This window comes from Catellatospora bangladeshensis (genome assembly GCF_016862575.1).
GTDB classification, from domain to species: Bacteria; Actinomycetota; Actinomycetes; order Mycobacteriales; family Micromonosporaceae; genus Catellatospora; species Catellatospora bangladeshensis.
The window spans coordinates 231,725-254,559 of the sequence record NZ_BONF01000008.1 but is presented as its reverse complement, the minus strand read 5'-3'; the positions used below and the strand labels follow the sequence as shown (position 1 = coordinate 254,559).

Sequence of the window (22,835 nt, the reverse complement as noted above, 5' to 3'; positions counted from 1 at the left end):
GTCAGCCCTTCAGTCCGCTCGTGTTGATGCCCTGGACCAGGAAGCGCTGGAAGCCGAGGAAGAACAGGAACACCGGGAGCAGCGAGACTACCGACATGGCCAGCATCGGGCCGATGGAGGTCTGCCCGCTGGAGTCGATGAACAGCCGCAGCGCCACCGGGACCGTGTAGCTCTCCACGCTGGGCAGGTACACCAGCTGGGTGAAGAAGTCGTTCCAGGTCCAGATGAACGAGAAGATCGCCGTGGTGATCAGTGCCGGCCGGGACAGCGGCAGGATGACGTGCCAGAACGTGCGGTACGGGCCGGAGCCGTCGATCTTCGCCGCGTCGTCCAGCTCCCGCGGGATGCCCCGCATGAACTGCACCATGAGGAAGATGAAGAACGCCTCGGTGGCCAGCAGCTTCGGCAGGATCAGGGGTAGCGGGGTGTCGATCCAGCCGAACTCGTTGAACAGCACGTACTGCGGCACGATCAGCACATGGCCGGGCAGCAGCAGCGTGGCGATCATGAGCGCGAAGTAGAAGCCGCGGCCCCGGAACTTCAGCCGCGCGAACGCGTACGCGGTGACCAGGCAGCTCAGCGCGTTGGCCACCACCGTCGCGAGCGAGATCACCAGGCTGTTCGTGATGAACGTGGTGAAGCTGAGGCCGGGGATGTAGTTCCAGCCGTCCGAGTAGTTGGACCAGGTCAGCTCCTCCGGCCACACGGACAGGTTGCTGGTGATCTCGGTCGGCGACTTCAGCGACGAGCCCAGCACCCAGACGAGCGGGTACAGCACGACGGCGAGCACGCCCAGCAGGGCGAGCACGCGCAGCCAGCCACGGACGCGGGCCATCAGTTCTCTCCGTCCGAGTAGTGCACCCAGAACTTGCCGGTGCTGAAGAAGACCACCGTGATCAGGCCGATCGCGGCCAGGAAGATCCAGGCCAGGGCCGACGAGTAGCCCATCTGGAAGTCGGTGAACGCCTTGTCGTAGATGTGCAGGGTGTAGAGCTTGGTGGAGTACACCGGCCCGCCGGTGCCGTTGCTGATGACGAAGGCCGAGGTGAAGCCCTGGAAGCCGTTGATGGTCTCCAGCACCAGGTTGAAGAAGATCACCGGCGACAGCATCGGCAGCGTGATGTGGAAGAACTGCCGGACCTTGCTGGCCCCGTCCACCGATGCGGCCTCGTACAGCTCGCTGGGGACCTGCTTGAGGCCGGCCAGGAAGATCACCATGGGGGCGCCGAACTGCCAGATGGTGAGCACCATCAGGGTCTCCAGGGCCCAGTCCGGGTCGTTGATCCACGGCTTGCCCTCGATGCCGAACAGGCCGAGGAAGGCGTTGAAGGAGCCCTCGCCGTTGAACATGGCGACCCAGACCAGGGCCAGCGCCACCGAGCCGCCGAGCAGCGACGGCAGGTAGAACATGCTGCGGAACAGGCCGACCCCGCGCCGCTCGCGGTTGAGCAGCAGCGCGACGCCCAGGGAGGCGGCGAGCTTCAGCGGGATCGCGATCAGGCCGTAGGTGAGGGTGACCCGCACCGACTTCCAGAAGATCGGATCACCGGTGAAGATCTTCTTGTAGTTGTCGAAGCCGACCCACTCCACGAACTCCCAGCTCGACAGGATGTCGTAGTTGGTGAAGCTCAGGTACAGCGAGAAGAGCATGGGGAACGCGGTGATGGCCATCAGGCCGATCAGCCACGGGGAGAGGAAGACATAGCCCGCCAGGCCCTCCTGGCGGCGGGAGGCATAATTCTTTCGCCGGCCCCTTTTCGGCGGCGGCGTGGGCGCAGCGGCCGTGAGGGCCGGTCGGGAAGCCGTGGTGAGCGCCACGCGCGGTCCCCTTCCAGGTTGTGATACGTGGGTGGGCCCCTCTCGGACGCGTGGCCGCAACTCGGGAAGGAGTTGCGGCCACGGCGTTCCTGGCGAGGGTGGTGTCCGTCAGAGCTGCGGTACAGGTGCGGCGGGCCGGGTCACGCCAGGGCGGCGGTGGCCTCGGTGAAGAACTGCTTGGCGGCGGCCTCGGGGGTCTGCTTGCCGTACGCCACCGTCTCGGCGATGTCGCGCAGCGTGTTGCGCAGGCCGCTGTGGCCCTTCGGCGGCGGCGCGGGGGCCGGGCCGAACTTCGGCGTGATCTCGTTCTCGAAGGCGACCGTGTCCTTCATCTTCTGGTCGGTCAGCGCGTCGGAGACCGCCTTGCGGACGTCGAGGTTGTTCGGCAGGCCCCGGTCCACACCCAGGATCTTGCCGGCCTCCACGTCGTTGACCAGGAAGTTGATGATGTCGGCCACCACGTCCGGGGACTTGGTGGTGCGCGAGGCGGCCCAGTACGTCGACGCGCGCGCCCACTGGCCCTTCGGGTCGCCCGGGTATGCCGTCATGGCCAGGTCGTTCTTGGTGGCCTTCTGCATCTCGGAGAGCTGGTTGGACCACATGAACGACACGGCGGCCTTCTTGGTCACCACGAGCTGGGTGGCGACGCTGCCGGTGACCGCCTCGTGGCAGACGTCGGCCGGCGGGATCGCGCCCTTGGCCCGCGCGTCCACCCACAGCTTGAACCAGCCGACCAGGTCGCCCTCGGTGAAGGCGAGCTTCGGGCCGTCGTAGAACTCCTTGCCCTGGGCGCGCAGCCACAGCCACAGCGCCTTGTAGTCCGAGCTCGGGTCCATCAGGCCCCAGTACTTGCCGCCGGACTTGGTGGTGATGCCCTGGCCCCAGGCGATGATCTGCTCGTACGTCCAGCCGACCGCGGGCGCCTCGACGCCCAGCTCGCCCAGCTTGGTCTTGTCGTAGATGATCGCCGGGGTGTTCTCGCCGGTGGCGATGGCCACCTGCTTGCCGCCGAGCTGGCCGTACTTGGTGAGGCTCTCGGGGTGCTTGGACACGTCGATCTTGTTGCTCGACGTGTACTTGGACAGGTCCAGGGTGACGTTGCGGCCGGCGTACTCGGCCAGGCCGTTGTCGTCGATCTGGAAGATGTCCGGCGCGTTGCCGCCCGCCGCGATGGTGGCGAGCTTGTCGTAGTAGCCGGTGAACGCCTGCCAGGTGGGCGTGATCGTGACGTTCGGGTGCTTGCTCATGTAGAGCTTCAGCGCCTCTTCGGTGAGCTTGGCGCGGGCCTCGCCGCCCCACCAGAAGAAGGAGATGTTGACCGGCGCGTTCGGGTCCGCCGCCGGCTCCTCCTCGCCGCAGGCGGCCAGCAGGCCGGCCGCGGGCACGGCGATAGCCGTTCCGGCGAGCATACGCAGCAGGTGGCGGCGATTCATGCCGCCCGCCGGCAGGCTACCGTGGAGCTGCGCCGGCTGGTCGGCCGGCGCGGGTGTCGCTGGGTGCATAGCTTTCACTCCCTGCTCTCGGAAGCGACACCGTCAACGGGCGGCTGGTGCCGTCCGCCCGGGCCCGCAGTGCGATGCGGGCCCGGGCCTGACGAGTCGCGGATGACCAACTCGGTCTGGAGCGTTACCAGTGCGGTGGTGCGGCGGTCGTCGCCATGCTGGAGCAGCATGTCGACGGCCGCCCGTCCGGCGGCCGCCGTAGGGGTGGCCACCGTCGTCAACATGGGGCGGGTGCGCCGGCTCAGTGCGGTGTCGTCTATTCCGACGACGCTGATCTGATCCGGGACCTTGACCCCGCGGTGGTCGAGCGCGTCGATGAGGCCCACGGCCATGAGGTCGTTGTACGCGAGCACGGCGCTGACGCCGGCCCGCAGCACGGCGTCGGCCGCGGCCGACCCGCTCTCCTCGGTGGGTGGGTTGGGGCCGACGACCACCAGCTCGGCCCCGGCGGTGCGGGCGGCCAGGGTGGCCGACCGGCGGATCTCCCGGTTGGTCCACGAGCCGCGCGGGCCGCCCAGCAGCGCGATCGAGCGGTGGCCGAGGCTCACCAGGTGCTCGACGGCCAGGCGGGCGCCCTGCGCGACGTCCATGACGACCGCGGGCAGGCCCGGCACCGGCCGGTTGACCACGACCAGCGGGACCTCGCGGGACAGCTGCTCGATCTGGGTGTTGCTCATGCGCGGGCTGCACAGCAGCACGCCGTCCACCTGCTTGGCGAGGGCGAGCACCAGCTCCTCCTCGACGCCGGCGTCCTCGTTGGTGTCGGCGACGAAGACGTGGTAGTCACGGCCGCGCGCATGGCTCTCCGCCGCCTTGATGAGCGGCGGGAAGAACGGGTTGGCGATGTCCGCCACGATCAGCCCGATGTTGTGGGTGCGCCCGGTGATGAGCGCGCGGGCCGCCCGGTTGGGGCGGTAGCCGAGCTCTTCGGCCGCCGCGAGGACGTGCGCCCGGGTCTCGGCGTTCACCAGGTGCGGTGCACTGAACGCACGCGACACGGTGGAGACGTGCACGCCACTTGCTCGGGCGACGTCGCGGATTGTGGCCGGCACCTGCGCTCCTCTGTGGACACGGGCCTGTGGTGGCTATCACGGTGGTCACCCATTAGATGCAAACGGTTGCGCCTCTGTCAACGGTCGAATATGACGATCCGGTTTCGACAGTGGACCTTGCGCGCCTTCGTGGGGGTAAAAATTAGGACAATCAAGGCTGATTCTGGTACGCCCATTGACGCGATCGAAACGCGATGGTTAGTTCTGCTGCAAACGTTTGTAGTCCCTGAGGCCCAGGAGGCCGGATGACCACGCGGTACGCGATCGTGGGGACCGGGGCTCGTGCGCAGATGTTCGCGCAGGTCCTGACCCGGTACGGCGAGCTGGTGGCGCTCGCCGACGTCAACCCCGCACGGATCGCCGCGCAGCAGCGCCGGCTGCAGGCCGCGGGCGCGCCGCCCGCTGTCGCATACGACGCCGCAGCCGTGCCGAAGATGCTGGCCGAGGAGCGCGTCGACACGCTCGTGGTGTGCAGCGTCGACGCGACCCACGACGAGTACATCGTGGCGGCGCTCGACGCCGGCTGCGCCGTGGTCACCGAGAAGCCGATGACGGTCGACGTGCCGAAGTGCCGCCGCATCCTGGAGGCCGTGCGGCGCACCGGCGGCGACGTCAAGGTCGCCTTCAACTACCGCTTCCACCCGGTGCACGAGCAGGTGCGCACGCTGCTGGCGGAGGGCGCCATCGGCGAGATCGGCTCGGTGCACTTCGAGTGGCTGCTCGACGTGCGGCACGGCGCGGACTACTTCCGCCGCTGGCACCGCGACCGGGCGCACTCCGGCGGCCTGCTGGTGCACAAGGCGACGCACCACTTCGACCTGGTCAACTGGTGGCTGGGCAGCACCCCGGTGCGGGTCACCGCCGAGGGACGGCTGTTCCTGTACGGCGCGGACGGCGCCCGCCACGGCTACGCCCGCGACTACACCCGCGCCCACGGCTCCCCGGAGGCGCAGGGCGACCCGTTCGCGCTGCACCTGGCGGACAACCCGAACCTCGCCGAGCTGTACCTCGACGCCGAGCGGCACGACGGCTACCACCGCGACGTCAACGTGTTCGCTCCCGGCACCGACATCGAGGACGACATGGCGGTGCTGGTCCGCTACGCCTCCGGCGCGACGATGAGCTACCACCTCACCGCGTACGCGCCCTGGGAGGGCTACCGGATCGCCTTCAACGGCAGCCGGGGCCGCCTGGAGCTGGAGATCGTCGAGTCCGACCACGTCGCGCCGGGGGTGGCCGGCGCGGTCAAGGGGCACTCGGCGGCGCTGCACGGCGTGGAGGCCGCCGCCGAGCAGGGCGGCGTCTCGCTGCGCCTGCGCCGCTACTGGGAGCCGCCGGTGGACGTGCCCGTCGCCGCGTACGACCGGCAGGGGCACGGCGGCGCGGACGCCCGGATGACCGGGGTGCTCTTCAACGGCGACACCGACCCGCTGCACCGCTCGGCCACGGCGCTCGACGGCGCGCGCTCGCTGCTGACCGGTCTGGCCGCCAACGCCTCGATCGCCTCCGGGCGCAGCGTGGACGTGGCCGCCCTGCTCGATCTTTCAGAATGGGAGTGACCGTGGACGACCTGCTGTTCCCGGCGGAGGCGCGCACCCGGGCGATCGCCCGCGAGCTGTACACGCACGCGCGGAACCTGCCGCTGATCAGCCCGCACGGTCACGTGGACCCGGGCATCCTGGCCGACGACGCGCCGTTCCCGGACCCGGCGCGGCTGATCGTGGTGCCCGACCACTACGTCACCCGGATGCTGCTCAGCCAGGGCATCCCGCCGAGCGAGCTGGGCGTGCCGCGGATCGACGGCGGCGAGTCGGAGACCGATCCGCGCCTGATCTGGCGCCGCCTGGCCGAGAACTGGCACCTGTTCCGGGGCACGCCGTCGCGGCTGTGGCTGGAGCAGACCTTCCGCACGGTCTTCGGCATCGAGACCCCGTTCAACGGGCAGACGGCGGACCGGGTCTACGACGAGCTGGCCGCGAAGCTGGCCGAGCCGCAGTACCGGCCGCGCGCGCTGTTCCAGCGGTTCAACCTGGAGGTGCTGGCCACCACCGAGTCGCCGCTGGACGACCTGTCCCGCCACGCGAAGCTCGCGGCGGACGGCTGGGGCGGCCCCGGTGGGCGCGTGATCACCACGTTCCGCCCGGACGACCTGGTGGACATGGACTGGCCCGGCTGGCCCGACCGGGTGGTCAAGCTCGGTGAGATCACCGGGCAGGACACCGCGACGTACGAGGGCTTCCTGCACGCGCTGGCGCAGCGGCGGCGCGACTTCATCGCGGCCGGGGCCACCTGCTCCGACCACGGGCACCCGACCGCCGCGACCGGCGGGATGACCGCGGCCGAGGCGAAGTCGCTGTTCGAGCGGGTGGTGCACGGCGGCGCGACGGCGGCCGAGGCCGAGGCGTTCCGGGCGCACATGCTGATGGAGTTCGCCCGGATGTCGCTGGACGACGGGCTGGTGATGCAGCTGCACCCGGGCTCGTCGCGCAACCACAACGCGACGCTGTTCCGCACCCACGGGCGCGACGTCGGCGGAGACATCCCGGTGGCCACCGAGTACACCAACGCGCTGCGGCCGCTGCTGGAGGAGTTCGGGCACGACCCGCGCTTCCGGGTGGTCGTGTACACGCTGGACGAGTACACGTTCAGCCGCGAGCTGGCCCCGCTGGCCGGCGGCTACCCGGCCATGTTCATCGGCGCCCCGTGGTGGTTCCTCGACGCTCCGGAGGCGCTGCGCCGCTGGCGGGAGGCGGTCACCGAGACCGCGGGCTTCTACAACACCGCCGGGTTCGTCGACGACACCCGCGCGTACTGCTCGATCCCGGTCCGGCACGACGTGGCCCGGCGGGTCGACGCGGGCTTCCTCGCGCGCCTGGTCGCCGAGCACCGCCTCGGCCTGGACGAGGCCGCCGAGACCATCGCCGACCTGGCGTACCACCTGCCCAAGAAGATCTTCCGAGTAGGATGACCATGAAAATCATCGACGCCAAGGTGCACGACGTACGCTTCCCGACCGCGGCGGCCGGCGACGGCTCCGACGCGATCAACCGGGGTGACTACTCCGCCGCCTATGTGGAGCTGCACACCGACGCCGGACTCTTCGGCGCGGGCTTCACCTTCACCAACGGGCGTGGCAACGAGATCGCCTGCGCGGCGATCCAGGCGCTGTCCCACCACGTCGTGGGGAAGACCCTGGAGGAGCTGTTCGCCGACCCGGTGACGTTCTGGCGCTCGCTGTCGGCCGACGTGCAGCTGCGCTGGCTCGGGCCGGAGAAGGGCGTCATCCACATGGCGACCGGCGCGCTGGTCAACGCGGTGTGGGACCTGCGGGCCAAGGCCGAGGGCAAGCCGATGTGGCGCCTGCTGGCCGAGATGCCGGCCGAGGAGCTGGTGAACAACGTCGACTTCCACCACATCAGCGACGCGATCACCCGCGAGGAGGCGCTGGCGCTGCTCGCCGACGACGGCGGCTACGCCGAGCGGCTGGCGGTGCTGGAGCGCGACGGGTTCCCGTCGTACACCACCTCTGTGGGCTGGCTGGGCTACCCCGACGAGCAGGTGCGGGAGCTGACCCGGGCGGCGTACGCGCAGGGCTGGCGGGCGATGAAGATGAAGGTCGGCGGCCCGATCGAGGACGACCTCCGCCGCGCCCGGCTGATCCGCGAGGAGATCGGCCCGGACGCGCTGCTGATGATGGACGCCAACCAGGTCTGGGACGTGGACGAGGCGATCGCCAACATGAAGGTGCTGGCGGAGGTGGACCCGTACTGGATCGAGGAGCCGACGCACGCCGACGACGTGCTCGGCCACGCGGCCGTGGCGCGCGCAGTCAATCCCATCCGCGTCGCCACCGGCGAGGTCGCCGCCAACCGGGTCATCTTCAAGCAGCTCATGCAGGCGAACGCGATCCAGGTGTGCCAGATCGACGCGTGCCGGGTCGGCGGCGTCAACGAGGTGCTGTCGATCCTGCTGATGGCGGCCAAGTTCGGCGTGCCGGTGTGCCCGCACGCGGGCGGCGTCGGGCTGTGCGAGTACGTGCAGCACCTGTCGGTCTTCGACTACCTGCGGCTGGGCCGCTCGCTCGACGGCCGCATGGTGGAGTACGTCGCGCACCTGCACGAGCACTTCGAGGACCCGATCACCGTGGTGGACGGGCGTTACCGGCTCCCGGCGCAGCCCGGCTACTCGGTGACCTTCAAGCCGGAGTCGATCGCCCAGTACAGCTTCCCGGACGGCCCCGTATGGCGATGACCACCTCCGCGACCCGGCTCGGCCGGGCGACGCTGTCGCGGCTGCCCGCCGACAGCCGCCCGGCCGTGCTGCCGGGCTCCGTCCGGGCCGGGGTGCTGCACCTCGGCCTGGGCGCCTTCTTCCGCGCCCACCAGGCCCTCTACGTCGAGGCCGCGATGGCCGCCTCCGGCGGGGACTGGGGCATCGTCGCGGTCGCGCCGCGCTCGCGGGACGTGCTGGAGGCGCTGCGCGCGCAGGACCACCTCTACAGCGTGGTCACGCTCGACGGCGCCGCCTCGCGGACCCGCGCGGTGGGCGCGCTGACCGGCACGGTGCACGCCGCGAGCGACCCCGACTCGGTCGTCGCGCACCTGGCCGACCCGGCGATCCGGGTGGTGACGATGACCGTGACCGAGAAGGCGTACGCGCCCGACTCGGCGGTGACGCGGTTGCTGGTCGCCGGGCTGGCCGCGCGCCGCCGCGCCGACGCGGGGCCGATCACTCTGCTCAGCTGCGACAACCTGCCGTCCAACGGGGTGGTGCTGGGCCGCCTGCTGGCCGGGGTGATCCCCGGCGAGCTGCGCGACTGGTACGCCGCGTCGGTGCGCTGCCCGTCCAGCATGGTCGACCGGATCGTGCCCGCCACCACGCCCGCCCTGCTGGCCACGGCGCAGCGCGACCTCGGCGTGGCCGACCTCGCCGCCGTCGTGGGGGAGCCGTTCTCCCAGTGGGTGATCGAGGACGACTTCGCCGGGGCCCGCCCGGACTGGGCGGCGGCGGGCGCGGTGCTCACCGGCGACGTCACGCCGTGGGAGCACCTGAAACTGCGCGCCCTCAACGGCGTGCACAGCACCCTGGCGTACCTGGGCGCGCTGGCCGGCTGCGAGTACATCGCCGACGCGCTGGCCCTGCCCGGCATGACCGACCTGCTGCGCCGCTACGTCGCCACCGAGGTCGCGGCGTCGATGACCCCGCCGGAAGGGGTCACCGTGGCCGGGTACGGCGACGCCGCGCTGGAGCGCTTCGCCAACGCCGCCCTGGGCCACCGCTGCCTGCAGGTGGCCATGGACGGCACGCAGAAGCTGCCGCAGCGGGCGCTGTCCGTGCTCAACACGGTCCCCGACCCGGCTCTGGCCACGCTGATCCTGGCCGCCTGGGCGAGGTTCGCCGAGGGCCGGTCCGACAGCGGGCAGGAGCTGCCGCTGAACGACCCGCGCGCCGCCGAGGTCCGCGCGGACCTGAGCACCGAGGCGCTGTTCGGCGAGTCCGGAGTGCTCCCGGTGCCCGATCCGGCCCGGCGGCGGATGATCGACTTGTGGCGCGCCGAGCTGGCCACCCACGGCGCGGCGGACCTGGTCCGGAGGACCGTGGCATGACGCGGGGTGCGGCGCGGCCCGGTGCGGAGAGGAAGGTTCGATGACGGCGACGACGGTCGCGCTGATCGGCGCGAACGGGCACGGGATGTACCACCGGCGGCAGCTCGCGGAGCTGGCGGAGCAGACCGGCGCGGTGCGGCTGGTCGCGCTGGCCGACACGCGCGAGGTGGTGGACCCACCGGACGGCGTGCCGGTCTACACCGACCATGTGGCGCTGCTGGTGGAGGTCAAGCCGCAGGTGGTCATCGTGTGCACGCCGCCGCACACGCATCTCGCGCTGACCCGGGACGCGCTGCGGGCCGGGGCGGACGTGCTGCTGGAGAAGCCGCCCGTGCTCGACAGGGCGGAGCACGAGGCGCTGGTGGCGGCGGAGGCGGAGACCGGCCGGGTGGTCCAGGTGGGCTTCCAGGCACTGGCCTCGCCGGCGCTGGTCCGCCTGCGCGCGGCGGTCGCGGGCGGCGCGCTCGGCGCGGTCCGGCACATCTCCGTGCTCGGCTGCTGGAAGCGTGACGACGCCTACTGGGCCCGCTCGCCGTGGTCGGGCCGGCGCACCGTGGACGGCCGCCCGTCGCTGGACGGCGCGCTGGCCAACCCGTTCGCGCACGCGGTGATGCAGGCGCTGTCCGTGCTGGACGCGCCGGTCGAGCGGGTCGAGGTGGACTGGCTGCGGGTGCGCCCGATCGAGGTCGAGGACACCGCGACGCTGCGTATCACCCTGTCCGGCGGGGTGACGGTGCTCGTCGCGGTGACGCTGGCGGGCGAGGGCTTCGTCGACGGCGACCTCACCGTGTACGGCGAGCGCGGGGACGCCGAGCTGGGCTTCCGCGAGGACCTGCTGCGGCTGCCGGGGGAGGCGGCGGCGACGCCTGTCGCGGGCCGCCGCACGCTGCTGGAGAACCTGCTGGCCCACCGGGCGGAGGGGGAGCCGCTGCTGGCGCCGCTGTCGCGCACCGCGCCGTTCACCACGGTGATCGAGCAGCTGCGGGCGGCGCCGCCGCCGTACCAGGTCGCGGAGGAGGCGCTCGACGTGGCCGACGGGCACCGGACGCTGCGCGGCGTGAACACCGTACTGGCCCGCTGCGCCGCTCGGGGAGCCCTTATGAACGAGCTTTCCCGGCCCTGGTCTGCAACGGTTCCGGACGGGACTGCAAACGGCTGACATCGCATTCGAATGCCGACCTGAATAGTCGCTGAATCCAGCCTTACGGGGGGCTGGAGCAGCGCATACTGTTCGAGAATTGCTGCAACAAACCTGCTATTCCGATCCATTGACTTCACTGTTCGCGCTTTTCTACGTTGTCTGATGACGTAACACATCGGACACATTCTTTGGAGAGCGCGATGCGAATAGACGACGTGGTCGGCCGGCGGCTGCGGGGGGTCGCCGCCGGGGGCGCCCTGGGCGCGTTGCTGCTGGTGGCGGGCGCGACGCCCGCGGCGGCCACCGGCGACCCGAGCGGCCCCGGCTGGTGGGCCAGCCAGCTCGCCCGGCAGCCGCTCGCCGCGAACGACGGCTGGGCCGCCTCCGGCACCGGCACCACGGGCGGCTCGGCCGCCGACGACGCCCACGTGTTCGTGGTGCGCGACCGCAACGCCTTCGCCGCGGCGGTCACCGGCACCGACCCGAAGATCGTCTTCGTGGAGGGCGTCGTCGACGGGTTCACCTCCGCCGAGGGCAACCCGATCACCTGCGCGGACCTCACCGACCCCGGCTACACGCTGGAGAGCTACCTGGCCGCGTACGACCCGGCGGTGTGGGGCCGGGCGGCCGACCCGAGCGGCCCGATCGAGCAGGCCCGGGTGCGCTCGGTGGCCGCCCAGCGGGCCCGTACCGAGATCAAGGTGGGCGCCAACACCACCATCGTCGGCCTGGGCGACGCCACCCTGAAGCACGTCACCCTGATGATCGACGGTGCGCCGAACGTGATCGTGCGCAACCTGAACTTCCAGGACGCCGCCGACTGCTTCCCGCGCTGGCGCCCCACTGACGGCGCCGAGGGCAACTGGAACTCCGAGTACGACCTGGTCTCGGTGCGGCGCTCGACCAACGTGTGGATCGACCACAACACGTTCAGCGACGGCGACAACCCCGACTCCAACCAGCCGGTGTACTTCGGCCGCCCGTGGCAGGTGCACGACGGCGCGCTCGACATCACGCACACCTCAGACCTGGTCACCGTGTCGGCGAACGTGTTCACCCACCACGACAAGACCATGCTGATCGGCTCCTCGGACACGGTCGGCCCGGACGTCGGCAAGCTGCGCGTCACGCTGCGCGACAACGTGTTCGACGGGGTCGGCCAGCGCGCGCCGCGGGTCCGCTTCGGCCAGGTCGACGTGTACAACAACTTCTTCCGGATCGCCGAGTTCTACGACTACAGCATCGGCCTGGGCATCCAGTCCGCCGTCGTCGCGGAGAACAACTTCTTCGTGCTGCAGGACGGCATCACCGCCGACCGGATCCTGAAGGACTGGAAGGGCACCGCCGTCACCGAGCGCGGCAGCTGGGTCAAGGACGGCCGCAAGGTCGGGCCGGTGAGCCTGCTCGACGCGTACAACGCCACCCACGACCCGGACTTCGGCGCCGACGCGGGCTGGACGCCCGCCCTGCGCCGGAGCACGCCGCTGCCCGCCTACGCGGTCCCGCTGGTCACCCTGCTCTCCGGCGCGGGGAGGCTCGGCCTCCACTGAGCCACCCCGCACCGTGCGAACTCCCGCACCCGGTGGCGCCCTCCGTTGCGCCCGCAGCGGACCACCGGGTGCGGTCCCTCCCAAGGAGGTTCCGCACATGTCCGTATCCATGCGCGCGGCTCCACGGCGCACACGTATCGCCGCCGCTCTCGGCGCGAGCCTGACCGCCCTCGTCGTCGCCCTCGGCGCGACCTGGTTCGGCGGCACCGCGTACGCGGCGACCCTGTTCTCGGACGACTTCGAGGACGGCAACTCGACCGGCTGGTCGAAGTCCGGCGGCAGCTGGTCGGTGGTCTCCGACGGCAGCCAGGTCTGGCGGCAGACCAGCACCGGCGCCGACGCCAAGGCACAGGCCGGCTCGTCCTGGACCGGCCAGTCCGTCTCGGCACGGGTCAAGCCGATCGCCTTCGGCAGCCCGTCCCGCTCGGTCGGCGTCGCCGCCCGGCTGCAGAGCCTGTCCAACCACTACTCGCTGGTGCTGACCGGCAGCGGCGCGGTGCAGCTGCGCCGGGTCTCCGGCGGCGGCGTCACCAACCTGGCCACGCTGGTGTTTCCGGTGGCCACGAACACCTGGTACACGCTGCGGCTGGACGTGTTCGGCTCGACGCTGACCGGGTTCGTCAACAACACGCAGGTGCTCACGGCCACGGACACGACCTTCTCCTCGGGGAAGATCGGCCTGATGGCGTCGTACGCCAGCGCGTCCTTCGACGACGTCACGGTGTCCGACACGGCGGGACCGGGCAATCCCGGCAGCCCGTCGCCGTACCCGCCGACGCCCTCGGTGCCGCCGTCGCCGAGCACCTCCCCGCCGCCACCCGGCACCTGCAACACCGGCGGCAGTCCCACCGGCTTCGCGGCCGTGAACGCCTGGGGCCGCAACGGCACCACCGGCGGCGCGGGCGGCCCGACCATCGAGGTCGACACCGCGAATGAGCTGATCTCGGCGATCGGCCAGGCCGGCGCGCTGAACATCTGCGTGAAGGGCATGATCGCGCTGCCCGCCGGCATGTACAACGTGGCCTCACACAAGTCGATCATCGGCGTGGGGTCGAACTCCGGGGTCACCGGCGGCGGCTTCAACATCGGCCTGCCGATCGACGACGTGATCACGTCGCCACCGGCGAACGCGGTGCAGAACGTGATCATCCGCAACCTGGTGTTCCGCAACGCCAGCGACGACTCGATCAACGTGCAGATGTTCTCGCACCACGTCTGGCTCGACCACAACGACCTGGCACAGGGCTACGACGGCCTGATCGACGTCAAGCGCGGCTCGTCGTACGTGACCATCTCGTGGAACCACACCCACCACCACAGCAAGAACATGCTGCTGGGCCGGGACGACGCCGACGACGAGCAGGACACCGGCCGGCTGAAGGTCAGCTACCACCACAACTGGTTCGACGAGACCCCGCAGCGTAACCCGCGGGTCCGCTACGGCGAGCCGGTGCACATCTACAACAACTACTACTTCCACAACACCGACGCGGGCGTGGCCTGCCAGACCAATGCCGGCTGCATGGTCGAGGGCAACTACTTCGAGAGCGTCGAGGAGCCGATCACCAACAGCTACGCCGGCCCGTCCGGCCGCTGCGTCGCGCGCAACAACGTGTTCACCGGCACCGAACCCGGTGCGCCCGATTGCTCGGGCTCCGTCGAGGAGCCGGGCGACTACTACAGCTACGTGCTCGACAACCCGAACGACGTCAAGGCCATCGTCATGGCCGGCGCGGGTGTCGGCAAGATCTAGGAGACTCCATGCGTACCCCTCGATCCGGTCGCGCCCGGCGCGCCGGCCTCGTCACGGCGGCGGTCACCGCGCTGCTCGCCATGGTGATGACGGTCCTGATCAACCTCACCGGCGGCGTGGCCATGGCCGCGACACTGTTCTCCGACAACTTCAACAGCGGCACGGCCACCGGCTGGTCCAAGTCCGGCGGCGACTGGACGGTGGTCACCGACGGCACCGGCGTGTTCCAGCAGAGCAAGACCGACAGCGAGCTGGCCCGGCAGTTCGCGGGCAGCAGCTCGTGGACCAACTACACGGTCACCGCCCGGGTCAAGCCGACCGCGTTCAACGGCTCCGGCCGCTACGTGTCGCTGGGCGCCCGGTCCACCGGCAGCTCGACCCGCTACCAGCTCGCCCTGCTCAACACCGGGCGGGCCGAGCTGCAGGCGGTCAACGGCAGCGCCGTCACCGTCATCGGCGGCATGAACCTGTCCGTGACCACCGGCACCTGGTACAGCCTGCAGCTCAGCGTCAGCGGCAACACGCTGACCGGCTGGGTCAACGGCGCGCAGGTCGCCACCGGCAGCAGCAGCCTGTTCAGCGCGGGCCGGATCGTGCTGGCGACGTCGTACGCCGCCGCACGGTTCGACGACGTGGTGGTCTCCGACGGAGCCGCGCCGTCGCCGAGCGCCCCGGCCAGCCCGAGCACCCCGGCGAGCCCCAGCGCCTCGCCGAGCGCCCCGGCGAGCCCGAGCGCGTCGCCCAGCGCCCCGGCCAGCCCGAGCGCGAGCCCGAGCACCCCGCCCAGCAGCGCGCTGTACGTGGCGCCGGGCGGCACCGACGGCGCGTCCGGCACGCAGTCGAACCCGACCACGCTCACCTCGGCGATCACCCGGATCGCGGCGGGCGGGACGATCTACATGCGCGCCGGCACCTACAACTACTCCTCGACGGTGACCATCGCGCCGGGCAACAACGGCACCTCCAGTGCCCGCAAGAAGCTGTCCGCGTACCCCGGCGAGACGCCCGTGCTGAACTTCTCGGCGCAGGCGGAGGACCCGGCCAACCGCGGCCTGGCCGTCAACGGCAACTACTGGCACGTCTACGGCCTGATCGTGGAGCGCGCCGGGGACAACGGCATCTTCGTCGGCGGCAGCAACAACATCCTCGAGCGCACCATCACCCGCTACAACCGGGACACCGGCCTGCAGCTGTCGCGCATCGCGTCCGACACGCCCAACAGCCAGTGGCCGGCCAACAACCTGATCCTCAGCGCGGAGTCGCACGACAACGCCGACTCCGACGGTGAGGACGCGGACGGGTTCGCCGCCAAGCTGACCGTCGGCTCCGGCAACGTCTTCCGCTACTGCGTGTCCCACAACAACATCGACGACGGCTGGGACCTCTACACCAAGACCGACACCGGCCCGATCGGCGCGGTCACCATCGAGGACTCCCTCGCCTACAACAACGGCACGCTGAGCAACGGCGGCCAGGCCGGCAACGGCGACCGCAACGGCTTCAAGCTGGGCGGCGAGGACATCGGCGTGAACCACACCGTGCGCCGCACGATCGCCGTCAGCAACGGCAAGCACGGCTTCACGTACAACCGCAACAACGGCTCGATGACGATCTCGAACAACCTGAGCATCAACAACACCGAGCGCAACTTCACCTTCGAGGCCGGCTCGTCGGTCTTCCGCAACAACACGTCCTGCCGCAGCTCCAGCGGCACCAACGACAAGATCGTCGGCAACACGGACAGCTCCAACCAGTGGTGGATGGGCAGCAACGGCTCCCGCTGCTCCTCCTTCACCGGCTCCCTCGGCTGGTCCTTCAACTCCACCGGCGCGCTCATCGTCACCCTCGGCGGCCGCGTCGTAGTCCTCTAGTTCCGAAGGAAGGGCACCTTCTTAACGCTATTCGTATAGGAAGGTGCCCTTCTTAACGCTCATCGCACCGTCCCCTTCCGGCACCGTCCCTAACGGAGGAGAGATGTCGACAACGCACCGCCGGCGCCTCGCGATCCTGGCCGGCACCACCGCCACCGCCCTCGCCCTGGCGGTCGGCCTCACCACGGCCGCCTCGGCGGCCACCCTGTTCACCGACGACTACGAGGACGGCAACGCCTCAGGCTGGAGCAGCTCCGGCGGGAGCTGGTCGGTGGTCACCGACGGCTCACGCGCGTACCGCCAGTCCAGCACCAGCGCCGACGCGAAGTCCCTGTCCGGCACCACGACCTGGACCGACTACACCGTGTCGGCCCGGGTCAAACCGATCGCCTTCGGCAGCTCCGCGCGCAGCACCGGCGTCGCCGCCCGCGCGCAGAGCACGTCCAGCTTCTACTCGTTCGTGCTGGTCGGCGCCGGTCGGGCCGAGCTGCGCCGGACCAGCGGCGGCGGGGTGACCGTGCTCGCCCAGGCGGCGACCGCGGTCGCCCCCGGCACCTGGTACACCCTCGCGCTGTCGGTCTCCGGCACCACGCTGCGGGGCGCGGTGAACGGCACCCAGCTGGTCACCGCCACCGATGCGGCGTTCAGCACCGGGCGGATCGGGCTCGTCGGGCAGTACGCGAGCGCGTCCTTCGACGACGTGCAGGTGTTCACCGGTCCTGGGCCGGACCCGTCCGCGCCCGCCTCGCCCACCGCCTCCGCGTCGGCCTCGCCGTCGCCGAGCGGCAGCCCGCCGCCACCGCCCCCGCCGGGACAGGCCGACGGGTATGCCTCCGTCAGCGGGCAGGGGCAGAACGGCACGTACGGCGGCGCGGGCGGCCAGACCGTCACCGTCACGTCCGCGGCGCAACTGGCCGACTATGCGGGACGGGCGGAGCCGTACATCATCATGGTCTCCGGCCGGATCACGGTCAGCGACATGATCCTCGTGGTGGCGAACAAGAGCATCATCGGCGTCGGCAGCACGGCCGAGATCGTGGACGGCGGGCTGCAGATGGGCTCGACCACGCGGCCCGGCAACAACGTGATCATCCGCAACATCACCTTCCGCAACCCGTCCGACGACTCGGTGAGCGTGCACAACGGCTCGCACCACGTGTGGATCGACCACAACGAGTTCTGGCCGGGCTACGACGGCTCGGTCGACGTGAAGCGGCAGTCCAACTACGTGACCGTGTCCTGGAACGTGTTCCACGGGACGGACAAGTCGATGCTGCTCGGGCACTCGGACTCGTACCCGGCCGACACCGGCTATCTGAAGGTGACCTATCACCACAACCTGTTCGACGGGTCGAACCAGCGGCATCCGCGGGTGCGCTTCGGTGAGCCGGTGCACGTGTACAACAACCACTACCGCAACATCGGGCTCTACGGCGTGGCGTCCACGGAGAACGCGGGCGTGGTCGTCGAGGGCAACTACTTCGAGAACACGGCCTACCCGTGCTACTCGACGAACGGCTACGCCGACAGCGCCCCCGGCCGCCTGGTCCAGCGCGCGAACGCGTTCGTCAACTCCGGCGCCTGCGAGGCGAACGGGTCGGTGATCGAGCCGGGGACGTTCTACTCGTACACCCTGGATGCCGCGTCCACGATCCCGGCGAAGGTCGCCGCCGGCGCGGGCGTCGGCAAGCTCTGACCGGAGGAAAGGAAGGGCACCTTCTTAACGCTATGCGTAGAAGAAGGTGCCCTTCTTAACGCGCCCCGGGAACCAGGGACGACCGGCCGCATGGCCGGAGCGGTTCGAGCGGCAGTGGATGTGCCCGGCTGGGCACGCATGATCGCTGTCTTGTGTCAAGATCTGCGGTTCTACCTGGCGAATTGACACGAAACAGCGATCTTCGTGACCTCCCGCCGGTGCGGACCGGGGCAGTCCAGCAGGGGAGGGTTAAGAAGGGCACCTTCCTATACGCATAGCGTTAAGAAGGTGCCCTTCCTTTCCTGGCTGACGGTGCAGGTGGAGCCGTTGAGCTTGAAGGCGGTGGGTTCGGGGTTGGTGGTGGTCCAGGCGCCGTTGTAGCCGATCGTGGCCGAGGCGCCGGGGGCCAGGTTGGCGTTCCAGGAGAGGGCGACGGCGGTGACGTTCGCGCCGGACTGGGTCCAGGTGGCGCTGTGGCCGCTGGTGACGGCCAGGCCGGAGGCCGGGAACGGGTAGGTCAAGCCCGGCGAACAACCGGCGCCACCGGCCCGGAGGGCGGATGGCGTCACTGTGGGTAGGCACTAGGATTCTCCTGTCCGTGGAGCCGCGCGACGCGAGTCGCCGCGGTAGGGCACTGACGGGGCGGATGTGGGCGCATCCGCCCCGTCGCTACCTCGTATCGCGTGCGGGGGTGTCAGGGATTTCCAGGCGTTTCGGCGTACATCGATGGAAGCGCTCCCACCTCTGTCAGCACGATTTAACCGCGCGGTTGCCGTCTTGTGAAGTCCCGATTTCCGGGAAAACCCTTACCGCGCAGGCGATCAGGGGCGCGCGGGCGCGGCGGTGCTGGCGCGGGCGGTGAGCTTCGGGGCGAGCAGCGTCGAGTCGGGCACGGGCACCCCGTCGAGCTTCTGCATCAGCAGCTCCACGGCGTAGCGGCCCACGTCCTCGGCCGGTATCTGCACCGAGCTGAGCACGGGGGAGGAGCGTTCGGCCAGCTCGTCGGGGCAGATGGCGACCACCGACACGTCCTCGGGCACCCGGCGGCCGAGCGTGCGCAACGCGGCCAGCACGTGCCCGACGGCCGCCTCGTTGTGCACCACCAGGCCGGTCAGCGCCGGGTGGTGGTCCAGCAGCTGGGTCAGCGAGGTCAGCACCGCGTCCGGGTGCTCCTCGAACGGCTGCGCGTACGCGGTCAGCTTCAGCCGCTTCGCGGCCTCCAGGAAGCCGTCCCGGGTGCGGTGCGCGAAGCCGGTGTCCCGGTCGTACACCACGCGCGGCGCGCCGAGCAGCGCCACCTCCCGGTGGCCGAGCGCGGCGAGGTGCTCCACGCACACCGCGCCGGCCCGGTGGAAGTCGAGGTCGACGCAGGTAAGCCCGGCGGAGTCGGCGGGCAGGCCGATCAGCACGCTGGGCCGCTCCAGCCGTCGCAGGGTGGGCACGCGCGGGTCGTGCATCTCCACGTCCATCAGCACCAGGCCGTCCACCAGCGCCCCCGCGGCGACCCGGCGCAGCCCGGCCGGGCCCTCGTCGGCGGTCACCAGCAGCACGTCGTGGTGGTGCATCCGGGCGCTGGTCACCACCGCGGTGGCGAACTGCATCAGCACCGGCAGGTGCATGCCCTGGCGCAGCGGCAGCACCAGCGCGATCACGCTGGACCGGTTGCTGGCCAGGGAACGGGCTCCCGCGTGCGGGTGGAAGCCCAGCGCGCGGATGCTGGCGTGCACCCGGGCGCTGGTCGAGGCGGAGATGGCCCGCTTGCCGCTGAGCACGTACGACACCGTGCTCGTGGACACGCCCGCGTGCCTGGCCACGTCGGCGATCGTCACCACGCTGTCGCGCTGCGCCGATCGCCGCGTCCTGCCGTTCATGGCTGCTCCCGCCTGTTCTCCCCGCGCGGTCATACCCGCCGTCCGCCGTACCCGATCACGAGAACCGCAGCTCGCTCACGATGATGCCGGGCGCGTCACAGACCAGGTATAGGTCGGTCCGGCCGGTCAGGGCCAGCTCCCGGCTGATCTTCGTGTACGCGTAACGCTCCCCGCCCGCCGAGACCGCCTCGGCCAGCACCTCGCCGTCCAGCGGGTCGCCGTCCAGCAGCGCCACCCGGCCCGGCGCGCCGGTGACCGCGAACTCGACCGCCGAGCAGCCGGACAGGTCCGTCGCGCCGAACGACAGCCACGCCCCGGCGTCGGCGGCCCGCACCGAGTCGCCCCGCTCCGGGGCGGTGTCCACCAGCGCCACCGCGCACGCCTCGTCGTGGTCGATGGCGCGCAGCACGCCGGGCAGGCGGCGCGGGCCGATGCGCTCGCCGCGCACGGTCAGCGTGGCGCAGCCGCGGATGTCGGTGGCCGAGCGGCCGACCATGACCTTGTGCCGGGCCGCCTCGACCACGAACCGGCTTGTGGTCACATCCCAGAACGCCAGGTCGGCGGCCTTCAGCTCGATGGTGACCACGGTCTTCTCACCGGGCGCGAGCGCGATGCGCTGGAAGCCGCGCAGGCGGCGCAGCGGCTGCTTGACCCGCGAGCGCTGCTGGTGGGTGTAGAGCTGGACGACCTCCTCTCCGGGGCGCTCCCCGGCGTTGGTCACCTCGACCCGCACCGTGACCACGCCGTCGGCGTCCACCGCGTCGGTGTCCAGGGTGACCGCGCCGTACTCGAACTCGCCCCAGCTCAGGCCGTGCCCGAACGGGTAGAGCGGGGTGCCGCGGTAGTAGAGGTACGTCGCGTCGCTGGTGATGATGTCGTAGTCGTAGAGGTCGGGCAGCTCGCAGTGGCTGCGGTACCAGGTCTGCGGCAGCCGCCCGGCCGGCTCGGCGTCGCCGAACAGCACGTCGGCCAGGGCGTGGCCGTACTCCTGGCCGCCGTGCGAGCTCCACAGGATCGCGGGCAGGTGCACGTCGGCCCAGCTGATCGCGTACGGGTAGCTGCTGGTCAGCACCAGGGCGGTGCGCGGGTTGGCGGCGTACACGGCGCGCAGCAGCGCCTCCTGCGCGGGCGGCAGGGCCAGGTTCTCCCGGTCCTCGGTCTCCCGGCCGTTGACCAGCGGGTGGTTGCCGAGCACCACCACCACCGCGTCGGCCTCGGCGGCGGCGGCCGCGGCCTGCTCGACGCCGCTGCGCCGCAGCTCCACGGTCAGCCGGGCGGCCTGCTCGTACGCCGCGCCCACGGCGGCGACGCCGTCCTCGCCCACGGTGAGGTAGCTCTGGCTCAGCTCGTGGTGCAGCGACAGCGTCCCGTCGGCCCGCTCGATCAGGCGGAACGTCTCGTGCACGTCCCAGCCGTGCGGGCCGGGCGCGTCGGCGACCAGCACCCCGTCCCGGACCGTCACGTGCCTGCCGTTGGCGGCCGAGCGCAGGGCGAGCACGCTGGTGCCCTGGTGCCCGCCCCGGCCGGGGTGGCTGCCCCAGTCGAACACGTCGAAGCCGTGCGGGTCGGCGAACGCCCGCCGCAGCCCGGCCGCCCCCGCGTCGCCGTCGGCGACCGCCAGGAAACCCCCACCGGCCAGGCGCAGCGCGATGCGGTCCGCGCCGTCGGCGAAGTCCACGTTGTCCGCGCCGAGCCGCGCGGCCAGCCCGTCCCGGGCGGTGACCTGGTAGGGCAGGGTGCCGCTGTACCAGTCGGCCATCAGCTGGTCGCCCAGCGGCCCGATCACCGCGACCCGGCGGACCTCGGCGGAGTCGAACGGCAGCAGCCGGCACTCCTGCTTGAGCAGCACCATGCTGCGGGTGGCCGCCTCGTGGGCCAGCGCCTGGTGGGCCGGGCAGTTCACCACGTCAGGGTCGATCCGGGTGTACGGGTTCTCCTCCGCCGGATCGAACTCGCCCAGCCGCAGCCGGATCGTCAGGATGCGGCGCACCGCGCGGTCCACGTCCGCCTCGGCGATCAGCCCGCGCTCCAGCGCCTCGGTCAGCCGCTCGATGGTGACGTGCGAGCGCGCGTCGGCGTCGGTGAAGCTGTCGACGCCCGCCTTGAGCGACGCGGCATGGCTGGTCGCGTGATCGGGGAAGTACGCCTGTTGTGCCGGGTCGGCGAGGTTGCTGGGCGCGTAGGCGTCCGACACCACCAGCACCTCGTCGGCGGTCCACGACCGCAGGTCGTCGGCCAGGTGCGGACTGACGTGCGCGGGCCGCCCGTTGACCAGGTTGTACGACGCCATCACCGCGACCGCCGCGCCGCTTTCGATCGCCGGGCGGTACGCGGGCAGCTCGTACTCGTGCAGCACGCGGGGCCCGAGGTTGCTGGAGCTGACGCAGCGGTCGTTCTCGTTGTTGTAGCCGAGGAAGTGCTTCAGCGTCGGGGCGGTCTTCAGGTAGACGGGGTGGTCGCCGCGCAGGCCGCGCGCGTACGCCTCACCCATGATCCCGGTCAGCCAGGCGTCCTCGCTGTACCCCTCCTCGTTGCGGCCCCAGCGCGGATCGCGCAGCGGGTTGACCACCGGGGCCCACACGTTGAGCTGGGCGCCGGACGGGTCCTTGTGGTGGCTGGCCCGGACCTCGTCGCCGGTGGCCGCGCCGACCCGGCGCGCCAGCTCCGGGTCCCAGCTCGCGCCGAGCCCGACAGCCTGCGGGAACACCGTCGCCTCACCGAGCCAGGCCAGGCCGTGCAGGGCCTCGGTGCCGGTGCGGAACGGGCCGAGCCCGAGCCGGGGGATCGGGGGCTGGTGCTGGTGCAGCAGGGACACCTTCTCATGCAGCGTGAGCTGGGCGAGCAGGTCGTCGACGCGATCGGGCAGGGGAGCGCTGGGGTCGCGGAAGTTCATCGCCGGGTTCCTTCGTCTGGGCGGACGGTCGGAAGAGTGCGTGGAGTACGGGCAGCTCTGGAGTGGTAGTCGAAGCGCTTCG

At 71.0% G+C, this 22,835-nt stretch carries 16 protein-coding genes; 9 read left to right on the top strand and 7 right to left on the bottom strand.

Annotated elements, in window-relative coordinates; translation table 11 throughout:
• Position 1: 1 nt before the first annotated feature.
• From Cba03nite_RS06230 to Cba03nite_RS06215, 4 genes are all read right to left on the bottom strand, one after another.
• Complete coding sequence (locus tag Cba03nite_RS06230; protein ID WP_203742923.1) at positions 2–835, bottom strand: carbohydrate ABC transporter permease; 834 nt, start codon at positions 833–835, stop codon at positions 2–4.
• On the bottom strand, positions 835–1,713 hold the full coding sequence (locus Cba03nite_RS06225; protein WP_239125527.1) for a carbohydrate ABC transporter permease: 879 nt from the start codon (positions 1,711–1,713) through the stop codon (positions 835–837). Before Cba03nite_RS06225 ends, Cba03nite_RS06230 begins: the two co-directional genes overlap by 1 nt.
• 245 nt (positions 1,714–1,958) lie before the next feature.
• Entirely contained in the window at positions 1,959–3,251 is a 1,293-nt protein-coding gene (locus Cba03nite_RS06220; protein WP_239125506.1) for an ABC transporter substrate-binding protein, read from the bottom strand.
• 74 nt (positions 3,252–3,325) lie between these two features.
• Complete coding sequence (locus Cba03nite_RS06215) at positions 3,326–4,372, bottom strand: LacI family DNA-binding transcriptional regulator (RefSeq protein ID WP_203742917.1); 1,047 nt, start codon at positions 4,370–4,372, stop codon at positions 3,326–3,328.
• A gap of 245 nt (positions 4,373–4,617) precedes the next feature.
• Between Cba03nite_RS06215 and Cba03nite_RS06210 the strand changes: the two genes are divergently transcribed.
• From Cba03nite_RS06210 to Cba03nite_RS06170, 9 genes are all read left to right on the top strand, one after another.
• Positions 4,618–5,931, top strand: coding sequence for a Gfo/Idh/MocA family protein (locus Cba03nite_RS06210; protein ID WP_203742915.1), 1,314 nt, complete (start codon positions 4,618–4,620; stop codon positions 5,929–5,931).
• Positions 5,922–7,340 carry a glucuronate isomerase gene (gene uxaC / locus Cba03nite_RS06205; protein ID WP_203742913.1) on the top strand — a complete coding sequence of 473 codons (1,419 nt, stop codon included), beginning with the start codon at positions 5,922–5,924 and terminating at the stop codon, positions 7,338–7,340. Before Cba03nite_RS06210 ends, uxaC begins: the two co-directional genes overlap by 10 nt.
• A gap of 2 nt (positions 7,341–7,342) precedes the next feature.
• Entirely contained in the window at positions 7,343–8,623 is a 1,281-nt protein-coding gene (locus Cba03nite_RS06200; RefSeq protein ID WP_346110987.1) for an enolase C-terminal domain-like protein, read from the top strand.
• Positions 8,620–9,978 (top strand): mannitol dehydrogenase family protein, encoded by a 1,359-nt coding sequence (locus tag Cba03nite_RS06195; RefSeq protein ID WP_308442746.1) that lies wholly within the window; start codon positions 8,620–8,622, stop codon positions 9,976–9,978. The genes Cba03nite_RS06200 and Cba03nite_RS06195 overlap by 4 nt, the downstream gene beginning before the upstream one ends.
• Before the next feature lie 40 nt (positions 9,979–10,018).
• On the top strand, positions 10,019–11,137 hold the full coding sequence (locus Cba03nite_RS06190; RefSeq protein WP_203742907.1) for a Gfo/Idh/MocA family protein: 1,119 nt from the start codon (positions 10,019–10,021) through the stop codon (positions 11,135–11,137).
• A gap of 182 nt (positions 11,138–11,319) precedes the next feature.
• Entirely contained in the window at positions 11,320–12,669 is a 1,350-nt protein-coding gene (locus Cba03nite_RS06185) for a pectate lyase family protein (RefSeq protein WP_203742905.1), read from the top strand.
• A gap of 97 nt (positions 12,670–12,766) precedes the next feature.
• Complete coding sequence (locus Cba03nite_RS06180; protein ID WP_239125504.1) at positions 12,767–14,422, top strand: pectate lyase family protein; 1,656 nt, start codon at positions 12,767–12,769, stop codon at positions 14,420–14,422.
• An 8-nt stretch (positions 14,423–14,430) separates the two neighbouring features.
• Complete coding sequence (locus Cba03nite_RS06175) at positions 14,431–16,293, top strand: right-handed parallel beta-helix repeat-containing protein (protein WP_239125503.1); 1,863 nt, start codon at positions 14,431–14,433, stop codon at positions 16,291–16,293.
• A gap of 103 nt (positions 16,294–16,396) precedes the next feature.
• Entirely contained in the window at positions 16,397–17,989 is a 1,593-nt protein-coding gene (locus Cba03nite_RS06170; protein ID WP_203742903.1) for a pectate lyase family protein, read from the top strand.
• A 266-nt stretch (positions 17,990–18,255) separates the two neighbouring features.
• Here the strand turns inward: Cba03nite_RS06170 and Cba03nite_RS06165 are convergent, their stop codons facing one another.
• The 3 genes from Cba03nite_RS06165 to Cba03nite_RS06155 all read right to left on the bottom strand — a co-directional run bounded on the left by Cba03nite_RS06165 (position 18,256) and on the right by Cba03nite_RS06155 (position 22,753).
• A complete protein-coding gene (locus Cba03nite_RS06165; protein ID WP_239125502.1) occupies positions 18,256–18,510 on the bottom strand; it encodes a cellulose binding domain-containing protein in 255 nt (84 codons plus the stop codon).
• A 300-nt stretch (positions 18,511–18,810) separates the two neighbouring features.
• Positions 18,811–19,860, bottom strand: a complete 1,050-nt coding sequence (locus Cba03nite_RS06160) for a LacI family DNA-binding transcriptional regulator (RefSeq protein ID WP_239125501.1) — start codon at positions 19,858–19,860, stop codon at positions 18,811–18,813.
• Between the two features lie 55 nt (positions 19,861–19,915).
• A complete protein-coding gene (locus Cba03nite_RS06155; RefSeq protein WP_203742899.1) occupies positions 19,916–22,753 on the bottom strand; it encodes a glycoside hydrolase family 3 C-terminal domain-containing protein in 2,838 nt (945 codons plus the stop codon).
• Positions 22,754–22,835 lie beyond the last annotated feature (82 nt).